The sequence below is a fragment of the Pseudomonas sp. PNPG3 genome (genome assembly GCF_023093815.1).
GTDB classification, from domain to species: domain Bacteria; phylum Pseudomonadota; class Gammaproteobacteria; order Pseudomonadales; family Pseudomonadaceae; genus Aquipseudomonas; species Aquipseudomonas asiatica.
Genome location: NZ_JALLKV010000028.1, coordinates 23,004 through 44,349, shown reverse-complemented (window position 1 = coordinate 44,349; position 21,346 = coordinate 23,004). Strand labels below are relative to the sequence as shown.

General features: G+C 64.1%; 17 protein-coding genes. 6 read left to right on the top strand and 11 right to left on the bottom strand.

Annotation, left to right across the window (positions count from 1 at the left end; genetic code table 11):
- Nucleotides 1-3: 3 nt before the first annotated feature.
- Entirely contained in the window at nt 4-876 is an 873-nt protein-coding gene (gene hexR, locus MJ643_RS18410) for a DNA-binding transcriptional regulator HexR (RefSeq protein ID WP_208209440.1), read from the top strand.
- Here the strand turns inward: hexR and MJ643_RS18405 are convergent.
- The 11 genes from MJ643_RS18405 to edd form a co-directional block, all read right to left on the bottom strand.
- Nucleotides 869-1,723, bottom strand: a complete 855-nt coding sequence (locus MJ643_RS18405) for a D-hexose-6-phosphate mutarotase (RefSeq protein ID WP_013971129.1) — start codon at nt 1,721-1,723, stop codon at nt 869-871. The genes hexR and MJ643_RS18405 overlap by 8 nt on opposite strands.
- A gap of 116 nt (nt 1,724-1,839) precedes the next feature.
- Complete coding sequence (locus MJ643_RS18400) at nt 1,840-3,132, bottom strand: carbohydrate porin (RefSeq protein ID WP_230397116.1); 1,293 nt, start codon at nt 3,130-3,132, stop codon at nt 1,840-1,842.
- Between the two features lie 101 nt (nt 3,133-3,233).
- Entirely contained in the window at nt 3,234-4,388 is a 1,155-nt protein-coding gene (gene ugpC / locus MJ643_RS18395) for a sn-glycerol-3-phosphate ABC transporter ATP-binding protein UgpC (protein ID WP_013971127.1), read from the bottom strand.
- A gap of 3 nt (nt 4,389-4,391) precedes the next feature.
- On the bottom strand, nt 4,392-5,237 hold the full coding sequence (locus tag MJ643_RS18390) for a carbohydrate ABC transporter permease (protein ID WP_003257967.1): 846 nt from the start codon (nt 5,235-5,237) through the stop codon (nt 4,392-4,394).
- Nucleotides 5,230-6,138: a sugar ABC transporter permease gene (locus tag MJ643_RS18385; RefSeq protein WP_013971125.1), complete on the bottom strand. Its 909-nt coding sequence runs from the start codon at nt 6,136-6,138 to the stop codon at nt 5,230-5,232. Before MJ643_RS18385 ends, MJ643_RS18390 begins: the two co-directional genes overlap by 8 nt.
- Before the next feature lie 197 nt (nt 6,139-6,335).
- Nucleotides 6,336-7,622 (bottom strand): ABC transporter substrate-binding protein, encoded by a 1,287-nt coding sequence (locus tag MJ643_RS18380; RefSeq protein ID WP_024086367.1) that lies wholly within the window; start codon nt 7,620-7,622, stop codon nt 6,336-6,338.
- A 104-nt stretch (nt 7,623-7,726) separates the two neighbouring features.
- A complete protein-coding gene (locus MJ643_RS18375; protein ID WP_024086366.1) occupies nt 7,727-8,977 on the bottom strand; it encodes an AGE family epimerase/isomerase in 1,251 nt (416 codons plus the stop codon).
- A gap of 240 nt (nt 8,978-9,217) precedes the next feature.
- A complete protein-coding gene (locus MJ643_RS18370) occupies nt 9,218-10,672 on the bottom strand; it encodes an ATP-binding protein (RefSeq protein ID WP_024086365.1) in 1,455 nt (484 codons plus the stop codon).
- Nucleotides 10,653-11,378, bottom strand: a complete 726-nt coding sequence (gltR, locus tag MJ643_RS18365) for a two-component system response regulator GltR (protein WP_024086364.1) — start codon at nt 11,376-11,378, stop codon at nt 10,653-10,655. The genes MJ643_RS18370 and gltR overlap by 20 nt, the downstream gene beginning before the upstream one ends.
- Nucleotides 11,379-11,448: 70 nt before the next feature.
- Nucleotides 11,449-12,408 carry a glucokinase gene (locus MJ643_RS18360; RefSeq protein WP_013971121.1) on the bottom strand — a complete coding sequence of 320 codons (960 nt, stop codon included), beginning with the start codon at nt 12,406-12,408 and terminating at the stop codon, nt 11,449-11,451.
- Complete coding sequence (gene edd / locus MJ643_RS18355; RefSeq protein ID WP_013971120.1) at nt 12,405-14,231, bottom strand: phosphogluconate dehydratase; 1,827 nt, start codon at nt 14,229-14,231, stop codon at nt 12,405-12,407. Before edd ends, MJ643_RS18360 begins: the two co-directional genes overlap by 4 nt.
- Nucleotides 14,232-14,496: 265 nt before the next feature.
- Between edd and gap the strand changes: the two genes are divergently transcribed.
- The 5 genes from gap to MJ643_RS18330 all read left to right on the top strand — a co-directional run bounded on the left by gap (nt 14,497) and on the right by MJ643_RS18330 (nt 21,316).
- Entirely contained in the window at nt 14,497-15,498 is a 1,002-nt protein-coding gene (gene gap / locus MJ643_RS18350) for a type I glyceraldehyde-3-phosphate dehydrogenase (RefSeq protein WP_024086363.1), read from the top strand.
- A 389-nt stretch (nt 15,499-15,887) separates the two neighbouring features.
- Nucleotides 15,888-16,400, top strand: coding sequence for a sigma-70 family RNA polymerase sigma factor (locus MJ643_RS18345; protein WP_024086362.1), 513 nt, complete (start codon nt 15,888-15,890; stop codon nt 16,398-16,400).
- Between the two features lie 71 nt (nt 16,401-16,471).
- Nucleotides 16,472-17,434, top strand: coding sequence for a FecR domain-containing protein (locus MJ643_RS18340; RefSeq protein WP_024086361.1), 963 nt, complete (start codon nt 16,472-16,474; stop codon nt 17,432-17,434).
- Between the two features lie 463 nt (nt 17,435-17,897).
- Nucleotides 17,898-20,501, top strand: a complete 2,604-nt coding sequence (locus tag MJ643_RS18335; RefSeq protein WP_024086360.1) for a TonB-dependent receptor — start codon at nt 17,898-17,900, stop codon at nt 20,499-20,501.
- A gap of 221 nt (nt 20,502-20,722) precedes the next feature.
- A complete protein-coding gene (locus tag MJ643_RS18330) occupies nt 20,723-21,316 on the top strand; it encodes a biliverdin-producing heme oxygenase (RefSeq protein WP_024086359.1) in 594 nt (197 codons plus the stop codon).
- Nucleotides 21,317-21,346 lie beyond the last annotated feature (30 nt).

The following is a 21,346-nucleotide window of genomic DNA, read 5'->3' as shown; positions in this document are numbered from 1 at the left end:
CCCATGGACCGCGCGCGAAACCTCCTGGAACAGATCCAGGGCCGCCTCGACGAGCTGAACAAGGCCGAACGCAAAGTCGCCGAAGTCATCCTGCTCAATCCGCAACAAGCCACCCGTTTCAGCATCGCTGCGCTGGCCCAGGCGGCCAAGGTCAGCGAACCGACCGTCAACCGCTTCTGCCGCTCATTCGGCGTCAGCGGCTACCCCGAGCTCAAGCTGCAGCTAGCGCAGAGCCTGGCCAGCGGCGCCGCCTACGTCAGCCGCGCGGTGGAGGCTGACGATGACCCGGCAGCCTACACCCAGAAGATCTTCGCCAGTGCCATCGCCTCGCTCGACAGCGCCTGCCAGCAGCTCGACCCGCAACAGGTCAGCCGTGCCGTGGACATGATGATCCAGGCCCGGCAGATCCACTTCTTCGGCCTGGGCGCCTCGGCCCCGGTGGCGCTGGACGCCCAGCACAAGTTCTTCCGCTTCAACCTGGCAGTATCGGCCCACGCCGACGTGCTGATGCAGCGCATGCTGGCCTCGGTGGCGCACACCGGCGACCTGTTCGTGATCATCTCCTACACCGGGCGCACCCGCGAACTGGTCGAGGTGGCCCGCCTGGCCCGGGAAAACGGCGCCTCGGTACTGGGCCTGACCGCTGCCGGTTCGCCACTGGCCAATGCCTGCAGCCTGAGCCTGCACATTCCGCTGCCGGAAGACACCGACATCTACATGCCGATGACCTCGCGGATCATCCAGCTGACCGTGCTCGATGTGCTGGCCACCGGCATGACCCTGCGTCGCGGCGTGGACTTCCAGCCTCACCTGCGCAAGATCAAGGAAAGCCTCAACGCCAGCCGCTACCCGATCGAGGACGACGAGCTCAACTGAGCCGGTGTGCCTGCAGGCGCAGGTGTGCACGCTGCCCCGGCGCCAGGCTCAGGCCCTCGCCACTGCCGCTGGCGGCCTCGACACAGACGAAGCGCTGGCATTCACGCCCGGTCACGCCCATCAGCGGGCGGTTGCCCGGGTGCCACACCACCGTGTCGTCGCTGTCACCGGTATCGATGCACAGCTCGCGCTGCCAGGCCGGGTCCTGCAATTGCACCCGCGGCGTGCCGGGGTAGACCTTCTGGCAACCGCCCTTGAGCTTCAGCGCGCCATCTTCACGGCAGGCCTGGCGGTTCAGACGGTCGTAGCCTTCGATATCCTCCAGCCCGGACAGCGCTATCTCGGACACGTCACTGATGCGCCAGTAGGCCAGCAGGGCATGGCTCAGCTGACAGGGTTCGCTGTCCTGGTGCTCGGTGCTCAGGCTCAGCTCCATGCGGCTACCCAACCGGGCATGAAGGTCGACCTGCCAGTCGCACAGGTCCAGCCGCCATTTCAGGGTTACGCCCTCCTCGTCCTCACGGCTGTCCACCAGCTTCCAGTCGAGCAGGCGCGCCCAGCCATGGGCGGGCCACAAGTCCTCGCTGGGGTGGCGGCCATACCATGGCCAGCACACCGGCACGCCACCGCGGATCGCCCCCACCTGCGGCCACTGCTCGGCGCACCACAGCCAGGGCCGTTCACCCGCTGGTTGAAAATGCAGCAGTTGCGCACCCTGGCGGCTGAACACCGCCTGACAACGGGGATGGTCGATGATCAGCACATCGCGCTGCTGGTAACGCTCCCACTCGAATGTCGGCCGGGGCCGCTGCGAGGTGAAGAAGCGATGGAGCGGATGTTCGGGCATGGTTCAGAGCTCTTGTTGTTTGAGATAGCGCTGTCTCGGCCTATCCCCGACAACCACTGAAGACCAGTGGTTGCCGGGTACCGAAGTGGATTGGCGTAAATTTACAACAATTGCTCTCAGAATGACGACTGAATCTTCAACCCTGCGACCAGCGCGTTGTCCACCTCATCCACGCCGCCGGGGCTCTTGATGTACTGCAGGTTGGGCCGCACGGTCAGCCAGTTGGTGACGTGGAAGCCGTAGTAGAGCTCGGCGTTGTACTCGGTACGCTGCAGCGGCACGAAGCCTGGGTTGTCGTAATCGCTGATGCCGCTCTGGGCGTTGAGCAGTTCGGCGCGTTTCTTCACATCGTCATTCACATGAATGCGCGCCACGCCGAAGCCGATATCGTCCTTGGGCCGGGCGTCGAATGCGCCTTTGTAGACCAAGCCCAGTTGCTGATAGTTGTCGACGACGTTGGTGGCCTTGTCGTGCACGGTGAAGTTGGCGAACAGGCTCAGGCCACGGTTTACATCGCCGCCATGGGCAGTGACCTGCTGCTGTGCCACCACCCACCAGCCATGCTTGCTGGAGTGCGACTTGAAGGCCTCGCCCGTCAGCGCCTGCGGGTTGCCGTTGACGTCATCGAACACATCGTCGGCCTTGGCCGTGCTGTAGTAATAACCCAGGCGGTACTCGCCCGGCAGGCCATTGACCTTGGGTGACCACACCGCTTCCACCGGCAGGATCGCGCCTTTGGTGCCGCTGCCACTGAGCTTGAAGCCGTTGCCGGTCTCCAGGTTGGAAGGGTTCTGCTCGAAGGCACCGACCTGAACGAAGAATTCCGGAGTGATGTTGTATTTCACCCGCAGCGCCCACTGGCTGACCGGCCAGTTGTACCAGATGCCGCCAACCCAGTTGCCCACCTGCGAGCCGCAGAAGGCCAGGTTCTGGAAGTCGCAGGGGAAACTGTTGAAGTCCTCGCCCTCGCCGAAGCGGCCGAATTTCACGTCCAGCGCACCGTCGAAGTACTTCTGCTTGACCCACATCTGGGTCAGGCGCCAGGTCTGGCCGCGGCCCCACACCTCCTGCACCGAGCTGAACTGCCCGGCGCGCGGGTCGCTGATGCGGTCGTTGGACAGGTTGCGGCCGCTGCGCTCGGTGATCGCCAGCTTGAACTCGGCGTCGTGCCAGCCAAAGATTTTCTGCAGGTCCAGGTGCGCGCCGAGGGCGAACTGGTCGCTGTAGCGCGCAGTCTTGTCGTCGTTGTATCCACCGTGCAGGTTACCGGCAACCTCGCCGACGTAATCGAGGGTGAAGTCATAGCCCTTTTCCAGCAACTCGGTGCGGGTGCCGCCCCAGTCGCCGGTCATCCACTTCGATTCGCTGGAGAAAGCTTCGGCAGCCTGAACGCTGCTGCCAACAGCCATCGCCAGTGGCGCGAGCAAGGCCAGCGAGCCCAATGTCCTGATGCGTTTGCGCTGTTCCATCCCTTTGCGTCCTCTTTTTCTTATTTGATGGTGTAGACGAGTTATCGGCCCTTGAAGTGCGCCACGTTGTCTTTCATGGTTGCAGCAGTGGTGGCCAGGTGCAGGCGCTCGCCGCTGGCGGCGTCGAACAGCAGCACCCGGGCTGGGTCGAATTGCAGGTTCAGGTTATCGCCGACCCGGCACGCCACATCCGGCGCCAGGCGGCAGCAGACCTTGGTCTGGTTGAGGGTGACGAATACCAGCAGGTCTGGCCCGGTGGGCTCGGTCACCTGCACCTCGGCGCGAATGCCGGGCAGGCCATTGCCCTCGGCTGCGCCCAGGGCAATCTGCTCGGGGCGGATGCCGAGGATCACCTCGCGGCCATCCATCTCGTCCGCGGCCATTCCCAAGGGCAGCTCGCAACGCGCCTGGCCGCTGTCGAGCACGGCCAGCAGGCGCCCGTCCTGTTGCGTGAGGCGCACCGGGATGAAATTCATCGGCGGCGAGCCGATGAAGCTGGCGACGAACTGGTTGGCCGGATCGTTGTAGATTTGCTGCGGGGTGCCGAACTGCTGGATGATGCCGTCCTTCATCACCGCCACCTTGTCGCCCAGGGTCATGGCCTCGATCTGGTCATGGGTGACGTACACGGTGGTGGTCTTCAGGCGCTGGTGCATCAGCTTCATTTCGGTGCGCATCTCGACGCGCAACTTGGCATCGAGGTTGGACAGCGGTTCATCGAACAGGTAGATCTTCGGCCGCCGTGCCAGCGCCCGGCCCATGGCCACGCGCTGTTGCTGGCCACCGGACAGCTGCGCCGGCTTGCGTGCCAGCAAGTGCTCGATCTGCAACAGCTTGGCCACCCTCGCCACTTCCTCGTCGATTGCAGCTTGCGGCAGCTTGCGGATCTTCAGGCCGAACTCGATGTTCTCGCGCACGCTCATGGTCGGGTACAGCGCGTAGGACTGAAACACCATGGCGATGTCGCGGTCCTTGGGGCTCATGCCGCTGACGTCCTGCTGGTCGATGAGTATCGCGCCGCCGGTGATCTGCTCCAGCCCGGCGATGCAGTTCATCAAGGTCGACTTGCCGCAGCCCGAGGGGCCGACCAGGATCAGGAACTCGCCATCCTTGATCGACAGCTGGATGTCCTTGAGGGTGTCCGGCAAACCGCTGCCGTAGGTCTTGTTCACATTGCGAAGTTCGAGCGTTGCCATGACTTACCCCTTTACCGCGCCAGCAGTCAGCCCGCGGACGAAATATTTGCCTGCCACCACGTAGACCAGCAGGGTTGGCAGGCCGGCGATCATCGCCGCCGCCATGTCGACGTTGTATTCCTTGGCCCCGGTGCTGGTATTGACCAGGTTGTTCAGGGCCACGGTAATCGGTTGCGAATCGCCGCTGGAGAACACCACGCCGAACAGGAAGTCGTTCCAGATCTGGGTGAACTGCCAGATCAGGCAGACCATGATGATCGGCGTGGACATCGGCAGGATGATGCGGCGGAAGATGGTGAAGAACCCGGCACCGTCCAGACGCGCGGCCTTGACCAGCGCATCGGGGATGCTTACGTAGAAGTTGCGGAAGAACAGCGTGGTGAAGGCCAGGCCGTAGACCACGTGTACCAGCACCAGGCCGGTCGTGGTGCTGGCCAGGCCGAGCTTGCCGAGGGTGAACGAGGCCGGCAGCAGTACAGTCTGGAACGGCAGGAAGCAGCCGAACAGCAGCAGGCCGAAGAACAGCTGCGAACCGCGGAAGCGCCACATCGACAGCACATAGCCGTTCAGCGCGCCGATGGCAGTGGAGATCAGCACCGCTGGCACGGTGATCATGATCGAATTCCAGAAGTAACCGCTGACCGTGCTCCAGGCCTTGACCCAACCGATGCCGGTAAATACTGCCGGCCAGCTCAGCAGGTTGCCGGTGCTGATGTCTTCCGGGGTCTTGAAGCTGGTCAGCAGCATCACCACCAGCGGTACCAGGTACAGCAGCACCGCCAGCAACAGCACGGCGTGGATGGCGATGCGGCTCGGGCTCAGCACCGCTTTGTCGAGAGGGCTATGCATGGCGTTTGCTCCGCAGCTCCGAGTACAGGTAAGGCACGAGGATCGCCAGGATCGCCCCGAGCATCAGGATGGCGCTGGCCGAGCCCATGCCCATCTGGCCGCGACTGAAGGTGAACGAATACATGAACATCGCCGGCAGGTCGGACGAGTAGCCTGGGCCGCCGGCAGTCATGGCCGCCACCAGGTCGAAGCTCTTGATGGCAATGTGCGCGAGGATCATCAGCGAGCTGAAGAACACCGGGCGCAGACTGGGCAGTACCACGCGCCAGTAGATGCGCGGCAGGCTGGCGCCGTCGATCTGCGCGGCACGGATGATCGACGGGTCGACGCCACGCAGGCCGGCAAGGAACATTGCCATGATGAAACCCGAGGCCTGCCACACGGCGGCGATCACCAGGCAGTACACCACCCGGTCGGGATCGATCAGCCAGTCCAGGCGAAAGCCCTCCCAGCCCCAGTCACGCAGCAGCTTGTCCAGGCCCATGCCGGGGTTGAGCAGCCACTTCCAGGCGGTACCGGTGACGATCATCGACAGCGCCATGGGGTACAGGTAGATGGTGCGGATGAAACCTTCGCGACGGATGCGCTGGTCCAGCAAGACCGCCAGCACTACGCCGATGACCAGGCTGATGGCGATGAACAGGCCGCCGAACAGCAGCAGGTTCTTGCTTGCCACCCACCAGCGGTCGTTGTCGAACAGCCGGGCGTATTGCGCCAGGCCGGCCCATTTGTAGGTCGGCAGGAAGGTCGAGGTGGTGAAGGACAGAACGAAGGTCCAGAGGATGTAGCCGTAGAAGCCCACCAGGATGATGAACATACTAGGCGCCAGCACCAGCTTGGGCAGCCAGCGCTGTAGCGCGTCCAGGGGTGAGGCCCGCAGTTGGGCGGTTGCTGTGGTCATGGTTCACCTCAAAGGCACAACGGCCCGCTTTTGTGGGAGCGGCCTTGTGTCGCGAAAGGGCTGCGAAGCAGCCCCGGGGGCCTGATGAACGAAACTGTTCTGGAAGGACTGCGCTGCCTGGTTCTGGGACCGCTTTGCGGTCCTTTTCGCGACGCAAGGCCGCTCCCACAGTCAGGCTGCGTTAGCCTCCGAGCTGCTTACTGGGCAGCCTTGATCGCCGCCGCCAGCTTCTTCGCCGCATCGGCCGGTTCGGCCTTGGGGTCGTTGATGTAGTTGGTCACCACATCGAAGAACGCGCCCTGCACGGCCAGCGTGGTGGCCATGTTGTGCGCCATGCTCGGCTGCAGGCCGCCATTTTTGGCATCGGCCAGGAAGTCCTTGGCAGAGGTCTGCGCGCAGGCGTCGAAACCATACTTGCCCATGTCGGCCAGCATGTCGTTGCGCACCGGGATCGAGCCTTTGTTGCTGCTGAAGACCTTCTGGAAGTCCTCACCCAGCACCTTGCGGGCAATGTCCTGCTGGCCGGCAGACGTGCCGGCGTCGTTCTGCTTGAATACCACCAGCGAGTCGATGTTGTACAGGAAGGCCTTTTCGGTGCCGGGGAACGGCACACACTGGTAGTCCTTGCCGGCGGTCTTCTTCGCCAGGGTCCATTCGCTCTTGGCCCAGTCGCCCATGATCTGCATGCCGGCCTTGCCGTTGATGACCTTGGCCGCTTCCAGGTTCCAGTCCTGGCCTTTGCCATCCGGGTCCATGTAGGTGGCGACCTTTTTCAGTTCGGTCAGCGCCTTGACCATCTGCGGGCCGGTCAGGGCCGTGCTGTCGAGGTCGACCAGGGCCTTCTTGTAGCCATCGGCCCCCATCACCGCCAGCACCACGCTTTCGAACACGGTGCTGTCCTGCCACGGCTGGCCGCCATGGGCGAGCGGGATGAAGCCGGCGGCCCTGAGCTTGTCGGCGGCGGCGTAGAATTCGTCGAGGGTGGCTGGCGCCTTGTCGATCCCGGCCTTCTTGAAGACCTCGGGATTGATCCACAGCCAGTTGATGCGGTGGATGTTCACCGGCACGGCGACATAGTCACCGTCGTACTTGACGGTATCCGCGACCTTCTTGTCGAGCAGTGAGTCCCACTTTTCTTCCTTGGCCACATCCTTGAGCACATCGGCGTCGAGCAGGCCGGTGGCAGCCCAGTCCTGGATGTCCGGGCCCTTGATCTGCGCGACACCCGGCGGGTTGCCGGCCACGGCGCGGCTCTTGAGCACGGTCATGGCGGTGGCACCACCACCACCGGCGACGGCGCCGTCCTTCCAGGTGAAGCCATCTTTTTCGACCTGGGCCTTGAGCACATCGACCGCCGCTTTTTCACCACCGGAGGTCCACCAGTGCACGACCTCGACACTGCCTTTGGCATCGGCAGCCAAGGCACTCAGCGGGAACAAGGAGGCCAGTGAGATTGCGGCAGCGAGACGGAGCGTGGAATTCATCGAAGCACCTTTCTTGTTGTTATGCCGTGCAAGTCGATCGCTTGCGTTGCATGAAGTCTAAACAGCGTGCTCGCCTCGCCAGGTAACGAAGCGATGCGTGAATGTCATCGTTTGGTTACATTGCCGGCAAAGCTGCAGGCCAGGCTGGGTGCCAGTGGCAAGCCCGGCAGCAGCAGCGCCTGATAGGCATGGTAGAGGTCGGGTTTGCCTGGCCAGATGGTCGCGGCCGGCTGGTTGTGCGCATCGAGTTCGTGGTGCCAGCTGCCAGCGCCATGGTCGATGAAATGGTTGGCGATGAAGTCCCAGCAACGGCGGTACCACTGTTCGTAGTGCCTGTCGCCCGTGCGCTGCAACAGTGCTGCTGCGGCGGCGCAGGCTTCGGCATGTACCCAATGCAGGCGTGCGCGCACCACCGGGCGATCGTCCCAGTCCAGGGTGTAGACGAAACCGGGCGCGCCATCGACGTTCCAGGCCTGCTGGCAGGCTGTGTCGAATAATGCGCGGGCGCAGTCTGGCAGCCACCGCGGGGCTTGCAGGCCGGACCGTTCCAGGCTGGCCTCCAGGTGAAGCAGCAAGCGCGCCCACTCCAGGGCATGCCCGGGCGTGGAGCCATAAGGCCGAAAGTGGTCTGCCGGGTGCGCCTGGTTGTAGTGCGGCAGCGGCTGCCAGAGGGCGTCGAAATGCTCGATGACCCGGTAGCCGTTGGCGGCGGCATGGGTATGGATGATGCGTTCGGCGATGCGCAAGGCACGTTGCAGCCACAGGTTGTCGCCAGTTACGTCTGCCAGGGCCAGGAAGGCCTCGACCGCATGCATGTTGCTGTTGGCACCACGGTACTGCTCGGGCAGCTGCCAGGCGCGGGAGAAGGCTTCCCGCAGGGCACCCTCCTCTTCGCTCCAGAAATGCGCTTCGAGCACCTGCACCGCGTCTGCCAGCAGGGCTGGTGCACCACCAGCACCTGCCATTACCGCCGAGCTGGCGGCCAGGGCGACAAAGGCATGCAGGTAAGCCGCCTTGCCGCTGTCGTCATGGCCACCGGGGTGGGCGAACCAGCCGCCGTAGGTGGCATCCTGCAGCGCGCCACGCAGTGCGGCCACGCCGTGTTCGGCATAGGCCAGGTAGCCGGGCACCCCTTGCAGGTGGGCCAGGGCAAAACAGTGGGTCATGCGGGTGGTGATGAGGGTTTCGGCGCGGGCACCGGGGGCAAGCAGGCCTGCGGCGTCGAGGCTACCGAAGCCACCGGGCAGTTTCGAAGCCGTGGCGAAGGCCAGCAGGCGTTGCCCTTCTGCCATGCGCCAGGCGTTGTGGGCCGGGGCGTCGAGCCAGCGGGTGGAAGCCAGGTTGGAGGTGCTCATGGGCCAGCTTGATCCTTGCCAGTCGTCTGCGAATTCTAGTGAGCGGGCCTGGATGGGAATGTCACCAAGGAGGGTGGCTTTGTCACCAGCCAGTGACATTTGTGTTGCCTGTGCCGGCCTCTTCGCGGGTAAACCCGCTCCTACAAGTTTTTGCGTTAGCCTCGGAGTCTGTATGGACCTGTGAGGTCTTTGTGGGAGCGGGTTTACCCGCGAAGGGGCCGGTAGAGGCAATACAACCCTTCAGTCCATGCCCCGCGGCAGATACAAGGTCACCCGCAACCCGCCCTCACGCAGGTTCAGCAAGCTCACCTCCCCGCCATGGCTATGGGCAATGTTGCGCGCAATCCCCAACCCCAGCCCGTACCCCTGCTGCTGCCCGGCCAGACGGAAGTGCGGCTCGAACACCTGCTCCAGCTGCTGCTGCGGCACCCCCGGCCCCTGGTCATCCACCTGCAGGACAAACCCCTCGGCATTGTCGATGATGCGCAACCGTGCCCGCTCGCCGTACTTGATGGCATTGTCGATCAGGTTGCCGATGCAGCGCCGCAACGCCAGCGGCTTGCCCGGGTACGGCGCCAGCGCCCGGCCTTCGAGCGTTATGCGGCCATCGCCGAGGTAAGGCTCGGCCAGGATTTCCAGCACCTGGTTGAGGTCGACCGGCTCGATGTTCTCGTGGATGTCGGTGTCCTTCACGCACTGCAACGCGCCTTTGACCAGCAGTTCCAGCTCGTCCAGATCCTGGCTGAACTTGGCCTGCAGGCGCTCGTCCTCCAGCAGCTCGACGCGCAGGCGCAAGCGGGTGATCGGTGTGCGCAGGTCGTGGGAAATGGCGCTGAACAGCTGGCTGCGCTCGGTCAGGTAGCGGCTGATGCGCTCGCGCATGCTGTTGAACGCACGCCCCACCTCGACCACCTCGCTGCCACCGCCTTCGGCCACCGGCGCTACATCGGCGCCCAGCGACATCTCCCGCGCAGCCCGCGCCAGGCGCTTGAGCGGCCAGCTTTGCCAGTGCACCAGCAAGCCGATGAACAACAGCAGCAAGGCCGTGGTCAGCACGATGAAGCCGATCTGTTGACGCGGCAGGCGCTCGGCCTCCAGGCTGGTGTAGGGTTCGGGCAGCAGCGAGGCGATGTACAGCCACTCACCCTCGCCCAGGCGGATCTGGGTTACCAGCACCGGCGGGTTGAGTGGCTCCAGGGTCAGCGAGTAATGCGCCCAGGACCGTGGCAGTTCGTCGAGCTTCAGCCCGCTGTTGAAGATACGCAGGTCGTCCGGCCCCACGAACTCCACGGAAATTTCCATCTGCGAACCCAGGCGCTCATGCAGCACTTGCTGGAACACATCGATCACCGCCTGCTTGCGCGGGGTAACGGGCAGTAGCGGCATGTCCAGCGGTTTGGCGTTGAGGGACACGAAAAAGCGCGTGCCGCCCATGCTGCGCAGCTGGTCGAGGACCATCGGCCGGTAGGCCACCGGCAACGAGCGGAAGTAGCTGACACTGGCACTCATCGAATGAGCCAGGCTGCTGGCGCTGGCACGCAGGCCCTGCAACTGGCTGGCGCGCAATTGGGCAACCCAGATGACGCTCGACAACCCCTGGGCCAGCAGCACTACCAGCAGAGTCAGCAGCAGCATGCGCCCCAGTAGCGAACGCGGCAGCAGACGCCAGCGCCGCTCAGGGCGCATTGCAGACATGGGCAGCCAACAGGTAACCGCTGCCGCGTACGGTGCGGATCAGCCGGGGTGGTTTGTCGGTATCGCGCAGGCGATGGCGCAGGCGGCTGACCGCCATGTCGACGATGCGGTCCAGCGGCATCGGCTCGCGACCACGGGTGGCGTTGCCGATGGTGTCGCGGTCGAGGATCTGCTGTGGGTGGTCGAGGAACAGCTTGAGCAGGGCGAAGTCGGCGCCGGAGAGAATCACTTCCTCACCGTCGCGATGGAACAGGCGGTGGCTGACCGTGTCCAGGCGCCAGTCGTCGAAGGCCAGCACCGCACTGCCCGGCGCCGCCTGGCCGAACTCGGCGCGGCGCAGCAGGGCCTTGATCCGCGCTTGCAGTTCGCGGGGGCTGAATGGCTTGCCCAGGTAGTCGTCGGCGCCCAGCTCCAGGCCGATGACCCGGTCGGTTTCGTCGGAGCTGGCGGTGAGCATGATGATCGGTACCCGTGCCTGTCGCGGGTGCTGGCGTACCCAGCGGCACAAGCTGAAGCCGTCTTCGTCGGGCAGCATGACATCGAGGATGACCAGGTCGCAGGGGGTGGTTTCCAGCGCGCGGCGAAAGCCCTTTCCGTCGGCTTCGGCATGCACCTGGAAGCCGGAGCGGCTCAGGTAGGTTTGCAGCAGTTCGCGGATTTCCTGGTCGTCGTCGACCATCAGGATTGATTTGCCGGCAGTGCTCAAGGTGGTCCGTCCTTTTGTTAGTTACAGGTCTTTGTTGCCTGTTTTTATTGGGGCCGCTTTGCGGCCCCAGTCAGTGAACCTGCGCCTGTTGCAAAGCCACCCCGGCCCCCAGCAACCCGGAAAACTCCGCCGTCACCAGCCAAACCGGCACGCCAGCGAAATAGCCACTCATGCAGCCCTTGTCGGAAAAACTCGCGGCAAACCCGCTGCGCAGGAACAGCTCGGCAAAGCGCGGGATCACGCCGCCGACAATATAGACCCCACCCCGTGCGCCCAGCGTCAGAACATTGTTACCAGCGACTCGGCCGAGGAACCGGCAGAACTGCTCGATCACCGCCAGCGCCCGCGGCTCGCCGCCGAGCGCGGCATCGGTGATCTGTGCCGGGGTCTTGTGTCGGGGTGTGTCGCCGTCCAGCGCGCAAATTGCCTGGTACAGGCGCAGCAGGCCACCGCCACTGAGCACGGTCTCGGCGCTGACATGGCCGATCTGCCCGTGAATCTGTTGGTGAATCGCCGCTTCGCGGGCATTGCCCACCGGCAGGTCGACGTGCCCGCCCTCTCCCGGCAAGGCATGCCAGTGCTGTTCGCCCAGGCGCAATAACGCGCCAACGCCCAGCCCGGTACCCGGGCCAATGACCAATGCCGGCCGAGACAGGTCCGCCTGGCCTGGGCATACTTCGCGGAATTCGCCGGGGCGCAGGCGGGTCATGCCCAGCGCCATAGCGGTAAAATCGTTGATCAGCAGCAGCCGCTCGACCTGCAATGTCTGGCAGAAGGCCACGCGGCTGAGGCGCCAGTGGTTGTTGGTGAAGCGGAACTCATCGCCATCGACCGGCCCGGCCACCGCCAGGCAGGCAGCAGTCACGCCGCCGCGGGGAATGCCCAAGCCTTCGAGGTAAGCCTCGATGGCCTGTTCCGGGCTGGTGTAGTCCTCGGTGGCAAATACCTTCACTTCATGCAGCTGGTTGTCACGCCACAACGCAAAACGGGCATTGGTGCCGCCGATGTCGCCAACCAGCAGGTCCTTCATTTGAGGTTCTCCAGGGCCGAGGTGAACGCACTGGCGCCCTGCTCTGCCGGGCTGAACGCCATGCGCATGAAGCCGAACAGCTCGCGCCCGCAGCCCAGGTCGTTGCCCTGTGGCGCTGGCGGCAGGTCGCGGCTGGCCAATTCTTCAGCCGACACCATTACCCGCAGCGTGCCTTCGACACCATCGACCCGCACAATATCACCATCGCGCACCCGTGCCAGCGGGCCGCCGTCATAAGCCTCGGGGCAAACGTGAATGGCCGCCGGGATCTTGCCCGAGGCACCGGACATGCGACCGTCGGTGACCAGCGCCACCTTGAAGCCACGGTCCTGCAGCACGCCGAGGAATGGTGTGAGCTTGTGCAGCTCCGGCATGCCGTTGCAGCGCGGGCCCTGGAAGCGCACCACGGCGACGAAGTCACGCTCCAGCTCGCCGGCCTTGAACGCATCGGCCAGCGACTGCTGGTCGTGGAACACCCGCGCCGGGGCCTCGACCACCTGGTGCTCGGGGGCAACAGCGGACACCTTCATCACGCCGCGGCCGAGGTTGCCCTCCATCACCCGCAGGCCGCCTTCGGCCGAGAACGGCCGCGCCACCGGGCGCAGGATGCTTTCGTCCAGGCTGTGCTGCGGCCCTTCGCGCCACACCAGCTTGCCGTTGTCGAGGAACGGCTCCTGGGTGTAGCGGCGCAGGCCATGGCCGGCCACGGTGTTGACATCTTCGTGCAGCAGCCCGGCATCGAGCAGCTCGCGGATCAGGAAGGCCATGCCGCCAGCGGCCTGGAAGTGGTTGATGTCGGCCTTGCCGTTGGGGTAGACGTGGGACAGGGTCGGCACCACCTCGGACAGGTCGGCCATGTCCTGCCAGGTCAGCTGGATACCCGCAGCCTGGGCAATCGCCGGGATGTGCAGGGTATGGTTGGTCGAGCCGCCGGTGGCATGCAGGGCGACGATGGAGTTGACCAACGCCTTCTCGTCGACGATTTCACCCAGCGGCATGAAGCTGCCGCTGGCCTTGGTCATGCGCGTGACCTGCTGCGCGGCCTCGGCGGTGAGCGCGTCGCGCAGCGGTGTGTACGGGTTGACGAACGAGGCGCCCGGCAGGTGCAGGCCCATCACCTCCATCACCAACTGGTTGGTATTGGCAGTGCCGTAGAAGGTGCAGGTGCCAGGACTGTGGTAGGACTTCATCTCCGACTCCAGCAGCTCTTCGCGGCTGGCCTTGCCTTCGGCGTAGCGCTGGCGCACATCGGCCTTCTGCTTGTTGGAAATGCCGGAGACCATCGGCCCGCCCGGAACGAAGATGGTCGGCAGGTGGCCGAAGCGCAGCGCCCCCATCATCAGGCCGGGAACGATCTTGTCGCAGATGCCCAGCATCAGCGCGGCGTCGAACATGTTGTGCGACAGGGCCACGGCAGTGGACATGGCGATCACTTCGCGGCTGGCGATGGCCAGCTCCATGCCCGGCTCGCCCTGAGTCACGCCATCGCACATGGCTGGCACGCCACCGGCGAACTGGCCGACCGAGCCGACCTCACGCAAGGCCTGCTTGATCTGCTCGGGGAAGTGCTGATACGGCTGGTGCGCCGAAAGCATGTCGTTGTAGGCCGAGACGATGGCCACGTTGGCCGCGTTCATCAGGCGCAGGGTCTGCTTGTCGTCGCTGCCGCAACCGGCCACGCCATGGGCGAAGTTGGCGCACTGCAGGCTGGCACGCATGGGGCCGTCACTGGCCGCGCCGCGAATCAGTTGCAGGTAGCGTTCGCGGGTGGCACGGCTACGTTCGACCAGCCGCTGGGTAACCTCAAGGATGCGCGGATGCATGTACTGGACTCCAGGCTAATTGTAAGGGCGGTTTGCCGGGCATTTCCCCTCCAAACGATTGCGGCCTAGGCTCAAGGTAGAGGAGCCCGCTGCATCGGTGGAGGCACGTCGCCCAACCACTCGTTGTATATTTAAACAAAATACTGCCACTAAAAAGGCTTGTTTTCTATCGGCAGGTGAATAATCTTGTAATTCCAACAACAAAACCGTTTCAGTGAAGCTCCTTTGTGCCACAGCTTTCACTCGGACTGCCAGAGGTACTGCCATGACCCTACGCATCGCCATCAATGGATTCGGCCGCATCGGGCGCAACGTCCTGCGCGCACTGTATACCCAAGGCTACCGCCAGGACCTGCAGGTCGTCGCCATCAACGACCTGGGCGACAGCGCCATGAATGCCCACCTGCTCAAGTACGACAGCGTGCACGGTACTTTCGACGCCAGCGTCGAGGCCGACCACGAAAGCCTCACGGTCAATGGTGACCGTATCGCGGTCAGTGCCATCCGCAACCCGGCCGAACTGCCCTGGAAGGCCGAGGCGATCGACGTGGTGTTCGAATGCACCGGGCTGTTCACCGAGCGTGCCAAGGCCGCCGCCCACCTGGCTGCGGGGGCTGGCAAGGTGATTGTCTCGGCACCGGCCAAAGGCGCCGATGCCACCGTGGTGTACGGGGTCAACCATGACATCCTGCGGGCCTCGCACCAGATCATCTCCAATGCCTCCTGCACTACCAACTGCCTGGCACCGATTGCCCAGGTGCTGCACCGCGAGTTCGGCATCGAACAGGGCCTGATGACCACCATCCATGCCTATACCAACGATCAGGTGCTGACCGATGTGTACCACGGCGACCCGTATCGTGCGCGTTCGGCAACCCAGTCGATGATCCCGAGCAAGACCGGCGCTGCCGAGGCCGTGGGCCTGGTATTACCGGAGCTGGCCGGCAAGCTGACCGGCATGGCGGTACGGGTGCCGGTGATCAACGTGTCGCTGGTGGACCTCACGGTAAATCTCAAGCGCGAGGCCACGGCCGAACAGGTCAACCAGCTGTTCCTCGAGGCCAGCAAGCATTCCAGGGTATTTGGCTACAACGCCTTGCCGCTGGTTTCCTGCGATTTCAACCACAACCCGCTGTCGTCGATCTTCGATGCCAACCATACCCGGGCCAACGGGCGCATGCTCAAGGTGCTGGCCTGGTATGACAACGAGTGGGGGTTCTCCAACCGCATGCTGGATAACTGCCTGGCGTTGTGCCGCGCCGGCTGAGCATGACATGGCATTTTTACCGCCTGTGAGATCGAGCGCCGCCCGCGCGGCGCTTCGCAGCACAAGGCTGCTCCTACATCTGTTTCGGGCCAATTATTCCTGAGGCCAAGGCGCGCGGCCCCTTGGCTTTCACCTCGATATCGTGACGGACAAACAAGGCGGTCGCGTGCGTTGGCACAGGCGTGACTGGCCTGAAACAGATGTAGGAGCAGCCTTGTGCTGCGAAGCGCCGCGCGGGCGGCGCTCGATCTCACAGGCGCTGATAATGCCGCGGCGAGCGCCTCTGCGCCCAATACTCACAATCTTTACCTTTTCCTAACATTTCCAGGCTTGACCTCTCAGGCGGATGATAAGCATTATCATTAAACTTTCGTCGGCCAGGTCCCCCTGTGAGTCAGTCCCGGTTCAACTCTGTCTTCCTCGTCCAGCGTCTTACCCTGCTGCGCACCCTGCAACGCATGGTGGGCAACCCCAACACTGCCGAAGACCTGTTGCAGGAAACCTACCTGCGGGTTTCCCGCGCGCTCGGTGAGCGGCCCATAGGACACATCGAGCCGTTCGTCTTCCAGACCGCGCGCAACCTGGCCCTCGACCATCTGCGCGCGCGCCGGGTGCAATCGCGCATGCTGGTCGACGACGTGCCCGACGAGGTCCTGCACAGCGTGGCCGCGCCGGCCACCAGCAGCGAGGATGCGGCCCATGCCGAGCAGTTGCTCAAGCACCTGAGTATCAGCCTCAAACAGCTGAGCGAACGTCAGCAGCGCATCTTCATACTAAGCCGGCTGCATGGCGCCACCTACCTGGAAATCGCCAGACAACTGAATGTTTCGCCCAGCACGGTACAGAAGGAACTGAAACTGATCATGGCGATCTGCATGGGTGTCGCCGACCGCCTCAAGTGAGGCAACCCAAAGCCCTTGCCACACCCCGCCTCAGCCTTGATCATTCGAAAAAAACCATTCAAGGATTCACCGTGACCGACAGCCCTGCCCCTCGCCCGTCACCCGCCGGGCCCAGCGCCCGTGCTCGTGCCATGGACGAGGCGCTGGACTGGCTGGTACGCCTGCAATGCGCCGACGCCGAGGACACCCAGGCCTTCGAAGCCTGGCTGAGCGCAGCGCCGGAAAATGCCGAGGCCTATGTCGAGGCAGAAGCATTGTGGAACGGCGCACCGCTGCACCAGGTGGCCGTGCAGATGCATCGGCAACAGCGCCGCTCGTGGCGCGGGCGCCTGCGCAGCCACTGGAAACCCCTGGCCACGGCAGCGCTGCTGCTGGTCGGGCTGTTCACCCTCGGCAACCTGCCCATGCGCCTGCAGGCCGACCACCTGACAGTGGTGGGAGAACGCCAGCGCCTGCAGCTGGAAGACGGGGCGAAAGTGCTGCTCAACACCAATTCGGCATTTGCCAGCGAGCAGCGTGATGGTCTCCAGGTCGCCCGCCTGCTGCAGGGTGAGGCCTATTTTCAAGTCCCCGAGGGCGCGCTGCTGCCACTGGAAGTGCAGGCCGGGCCGTTGCGCGCACAGGTGCGCGACACCGACTTTGCCGTGCGCTACCTCGACGGCGAGGCACAGGTGCGGGTGCAGCGCGGCGATGTCGACCTGCAGGGGGCCCGCGACCAGCGCATCCGCCTGAGCGCCGGCGACAGCATCAGCGTCGGCCCCCAGGGGTTCGGCCAGCGCCAACGCCCCGACATGCACAAGGACCTGGCCTGGGTCGACGGCCGCCTGGTGTTCGAGAACTGCCCGCTGAGCCAGGTGCTGGCCGAGGTGCAGCGCTACTACCCGGGCTGGATCATCAACCGCAATGCGCAGCTGGAAGACATGGCGGTCACCGGCAACTACCGCCTTGACCAACCGCTGGAAACCCTGCGTGCGCTGGCCCACATCACCTCGGCACAGCTGCATGAGTACCCGGCGCTGGTTATCCTGAACTGATCTTTTGCCTGTCTCGGCCTCATCGCCGGCAAGCCAGCTCCCACCCCGACCGCATTGGCCTCAAGCAATGCGATGTCCCTGTGGGAGATTACCCAGCCCTTTTGGGCTGCGCTGGCGCGCAGAGAACAAATATCGCTCGTCTGACGCGGCCTTTGTAGGAGCAGCCTTGTGCTGCGAAGAGGCCGGTACAAGCAACAGACAGGCTTTGTCAGTACCGGCCTCTTCGCAGCACAAGGCTGCTCCTACAGAACCTCGCCGAACCAATGAGTCATGTGTTGTTCTATGAGAGCTGGCTTGCCGGCGATGAGGCCCGTGCAGGCAGCACATGATCATGGCCCCCTGAATTTATTTTTACGCAGTCACGCTACCCCGCCCGTCTCGTTATAGCCAATGCAACTGATTCTCGTTTGAAAGCGAGGACAGCCATCACCTATAACAGTCCGCGCGTCAGGGAGCGCTTCCGATGTCCACAGGTCCTACCCGCCCCTCCAACCTTCCTCGCCATGGAGGGCAACTGTCCCTCCTGAGCCTTTCCCTACTGAACCTCGCCCTGCTCGCCAGCGGCGCCATCAGCCTGCCGGCACTGGCCGCCGAACCGGCACAGGCCAGCAGCCCGCGCATGGGCGACTACCGCTTCAGCATCGGCCAGCAGCCGCTGGTTTCGGCCATCAATGCTTTCAGCCAGGTCACCGGCTGGCAGGTCGGCTTCAGCGCCGAACTGGCCGACGGCGTGGCATCACCAGGGGTGCAGGGTTCGCTACCGCCGGAAGCCGCGCTCAAGCGCCTGCTGCACGGCACCGGCCTGGGCTTTCGCAAGATCAGCAACGGCAATGTGGTGCTCGAACGCCAGGCCAGCGCCAATGTGATTGCCCTGCAGCAGGTGACCGTCAGCGCCACCCGCAGCGCCCAGGACGTCAGCCAGGTGCCGAGCACCGTCAGCGTGCAGACCCGCGAGCAACTGGACCGGCAGAACGTGAACAACATCCAGGACCTGGTGCGCTACGAACCAGGTGTGTCGGTAGCCGGCACCGGCCAGCGCAGCGGCCTGAACGGCTACAACATCCGTGGTATCGATGGCGAGCGCATCCTCACCCAGGTGGACGGCGTGTCGATCCCCGACAGCTTCTTCTTCGGCCCCTACGCCCAGACCCAGCGCAACTACGTTGACCCGGAGATCGTCAAGCGTGTGGAAATCCTCCGCGGCCCGGCCTCGGTGCTGTATGGCAGCAACGCCATCGGCGGGGCGGTGAGCTACTTCACCCTCGACCCGGACGACATCATCAAGCCTGGCAAGGACGCCGGTGCCCGCCTGAAAACCGGCTACAGCTCGGCCGACGAAAGCTGGCTGACCTCGGCCACCGTCGCCGGCCGCCAGGGCGACTTCGACGGCCTGTTGCACCTGAGCCAGCGCAACGGTCACGAAACCGAGACCCACGGCGGCCACAGCGGTGACGGCCTGGCGCGTACCGAAGCCAACCCGATGGACGTGCGCACCACAAACGTGCTGGCCAAGCTGGGCTGGAACTACGCCGACGAAGCGCGCCTGGGCTTCACCTACGAGCGCTACAAGGATGATCGCGACCAGAACATCCTCAGTGCGGTGGGCGGGCCTTTCATTCCTGGCTTTGGTGCCCCAGGTTACTACAAGGCGCGTAACGGCAACGACACCGTCACCCGCGAACGCCTTGGCATCAACCATGAGTTCGGCCTGGATTCGCTGGTCGCCGACCATGTGAAGTGGAGCCTGAACTACCAGATCGCCAAGACCGACCAGCACACCGAGGAAGTCTACGCACCGCCTGGCCGTCAGGTACTGCGTACCCGAGACACCCTGTACAAGGACCGCCAGTGGGTATTCGACGCCCAGCTGGACAAGGCCTTCAGCCTCGGCGCCACCGACCACCTGTTGACGTACGGCACCACCCTCAAGCACGAGAAGGTCACCGGTTCCCGCAGCGGCACCGGTACCTGCCTGGCCGTTGGTTCAGGCTGTTCTGCCGCTGGCGCCGAGCGCCCGGCAGACGGCCAGGCCCTGGTCAGCGACTTCCCGGACCCGACCGTGAACACCTACAGCCTGTTCGTGCAGGATGAAATCCGCTGGAACAACTGGACCTTCATGCCTGGTGCTCGTTACGACTACACGCGCATGGAGCCCAGGTTCACCGAGGAATTCCTGCGTGGCCTGGAGTCCAGCGGTACCGCACCAACCTCCCAGGACGACTCGGACAAGAAGTGGCACCGCGTCTCGCCCAAACTCGGCCTGACCTACGCCTTCAACGACAACTACACCTGGTATGGCCAGTACGCCGAAGGTTTCCGCACCCCGACTGCCAAATCCATGTACGGGAAGTTTGAGAACATCGAGCAAGGCTACCGCGTCGAAGGCAACCCGGGTCTCGAACCCGAAAAGAGCAAAAGCTATGAAACCGGTCTGCGTGGCAACTTCGACGCCGGTAATTTCGACATGGCGGTGTTCTACAACAAGTACCGCGACTTCATCGACGAAGATGCCGTACAAAGCGCCAACCTGGAGCAGACCTTCAAGGCCAACAACATCAAGCACGCCACCATCAAGGGTACCGAGGTCAAGGGCCGCCTGAACCTGGACCACTTCGGTGCGCCGCAGGGCCTGTATACCCAGGGCTCGATCGCCTACACCTATGGCCGCAACGATGACACCGGCGAGCCACTGAACAGCGTCAACCCGCTCAAGGGCGTGTTCGGCCTGGGTTACGAACAACAACACTACGGCGGCCTGCTGAGCTGGACATTGGTCAAGCGCAAGACCCGCGTCGACGACAGTACCTTCTACTCGCCCGACGGCTCGAGCTCCAAGTTCCGCACCCCGGGCTACGGGGTGCTGGACCTGACCGGTTACTACAAGGTCACCGACGACGTGACCATCAACGCCGGCCTGTACAACCTCACCGACAAGAAGTACTGGCAGTGGGATTCGGTACGCAGCTACGACGGCCAGGGTGAAGCGGCCGTGACCCAGCCGGCCAACATCGACCGCCTGACCATGCCGGGGCGCAACTTCGGCATCAATGTGGTTTGGGATATCTGACCTGGATTATCGCTGACAGGTTTGTTTCGTCAGTGCCGGCCTCTTCGCGGGTAAACCCGCTCCCACAGGTATCGCGCAGACCTCGGGCCTATGATGTCCCTGTGGGAGCGGGTTTACCCGCGAAGAGGCCAGCACTACCAGCACAAATACCAGCTTTTTTTACTGTCCCGCCCCCGCTGTTTCGTCTTGTCTCTAGACCCCCCTCTTCCAAGGACTGCCCCATGACCGACCGCCCAGCCCTGCGCTCCCAGCGCCTCAACCAGATCACCCACGCCCCCCACGCCGAACTTGATGCCCTGGTCAAAGCCCACGCGCCCTTCGACAGCCGCGAAAGCTTCGCCCGCTTCGTGGTCGCCCAGTACCTGTTCCAGGCCGAGCTGCAGGCCCTGTACAACGACCCGCAACTGATCGCCATCGTCCCCGACCTGGCCGAGCGCTGCCGTGCCGAACAGGCCCGCCTGGACCTCGCCGACCTTGACACCGAAGTACCACCAGCCGTGCCGGGCGCCCTGCGCAACCCGAGCCTGGGCGAGGCAATGGGCTGGATCTTCGTCTCCGAAGGCTCCAAACTGGGCGCTGCGTTTCTGATCAAGCGTGCCGTGGCCCTGGAACTGTCCGAAACTTTCGGTGCTCGACATCTGGGCGAACCGGCCGGTGGCCGTGCCGAAGGCTGGAAACAGTTCACCCGCATTCTTGATGGCCTGGCCCTGTCGGCCGAAGAGGAAGCCGCTGCCGAACGCGGCGCAGTTGCTGCCTTCGAGCGCTTCACCAAGCTGCTCAAGCATGCCTATGCTGCAGATGCCGCGCTGGTTTGACACGCCATACCCCGGCCACCCTACCGGTGG

Coding starts and splice junctions, on each gene's coding strand:
- hexR (WP_208209440.1), top strand. CDS start 4: ATGGACCGCGCGCGAAACCTCCTGGAACAGATCCAGGGCCGCCTCGAC.
- MJ643_RS18405 (WP_013971129.1), bottom strand. CDS start 1,723: ATGCCCGAACATCCGCTCCATCGCTTCTTCACCTCGCAGCGGCCCCGG.
- MJ643_RS18400 (WP_230397116.1), bottom strand. CDS start 3,132: ATGGCTGTTGGCAGCAGCGTTCAGGCTGCCGAAGCTTTCTCCAGCGAA.
- ugpC (WP_013971127.1), bottom strand. CDS start 4,388: ATGGCAACGCTCGAACTTCGCAATGTGAACAAGACCTACGGCAGCGGT.
- MJ643_RS18390 (WP_003257967.1), bottom strand. CDS start 5,237: ATGCATAGCCCTCTCGACAAAGCGGTGCTGAGCCCGAGCCGCATCGCC.
- MJ643_RS18385 (WP_013971125.1), bottom strand. CDS start 6,138: ATGACCACAGCAACCGCCCAACTGCGGGCCTCACCCCTGGACGCGCTA.
- MJ643_RS18380 (WP_024086367.1), bottom strand. CDS start 7,622: ATGAATTCCACGCTCCGTCTCGCTGCCGCAATCTCACTGGCCTCCTTG.
- MJ643_RS18375 (WP_024086366.1), bottom strand. CDS start 8,977: ATGAGCACCTCCAACCTGGCTTCCACCCGCTGGCTCGACGCCCCGGCC.
- MJ643_RS18370 (WP_024086365.1), bottom strand. CDS start 10,672: ATGTCTGCAATGCGCCCTGAGCGGCGCTGGCGTCTGCTGCCGCGTTCG.
- MJ643_RS18360 (WP_013971121.1), bottom strand. CDS start 12,408: ATGAAGGACCTGCTGGTTGGCGACATCGGCGGCACCAATGCCCGTTTT.
- edd (WP_013971120.1), bottom strand. CDS start 14,231: ATGCATCCGCGCATCCTTGAGGTTACCCAGCGGCTGGTCGAACGTAGC.
- gap (WP_024086363.1), top strand. CDS start 14,497: ATGACCCTACGCATCGCCATCAATGGATTCGGCCGCATCGGGCGCAAC.
- MJ643_RS18335 (WP_024086360.1), top strand. CDS start 17,898: ATGTCCACAGGTCCTACCCGCCCCTCCAACCTTCCTCGCCATGGAGGG.
- MJ643_RS18330 (WP_024086359.1), top strand. CDS start 20,723: ATGACCGACCGCCCAGCCCTGCGCTCCCAGCGCCTCAACCAGATCACC.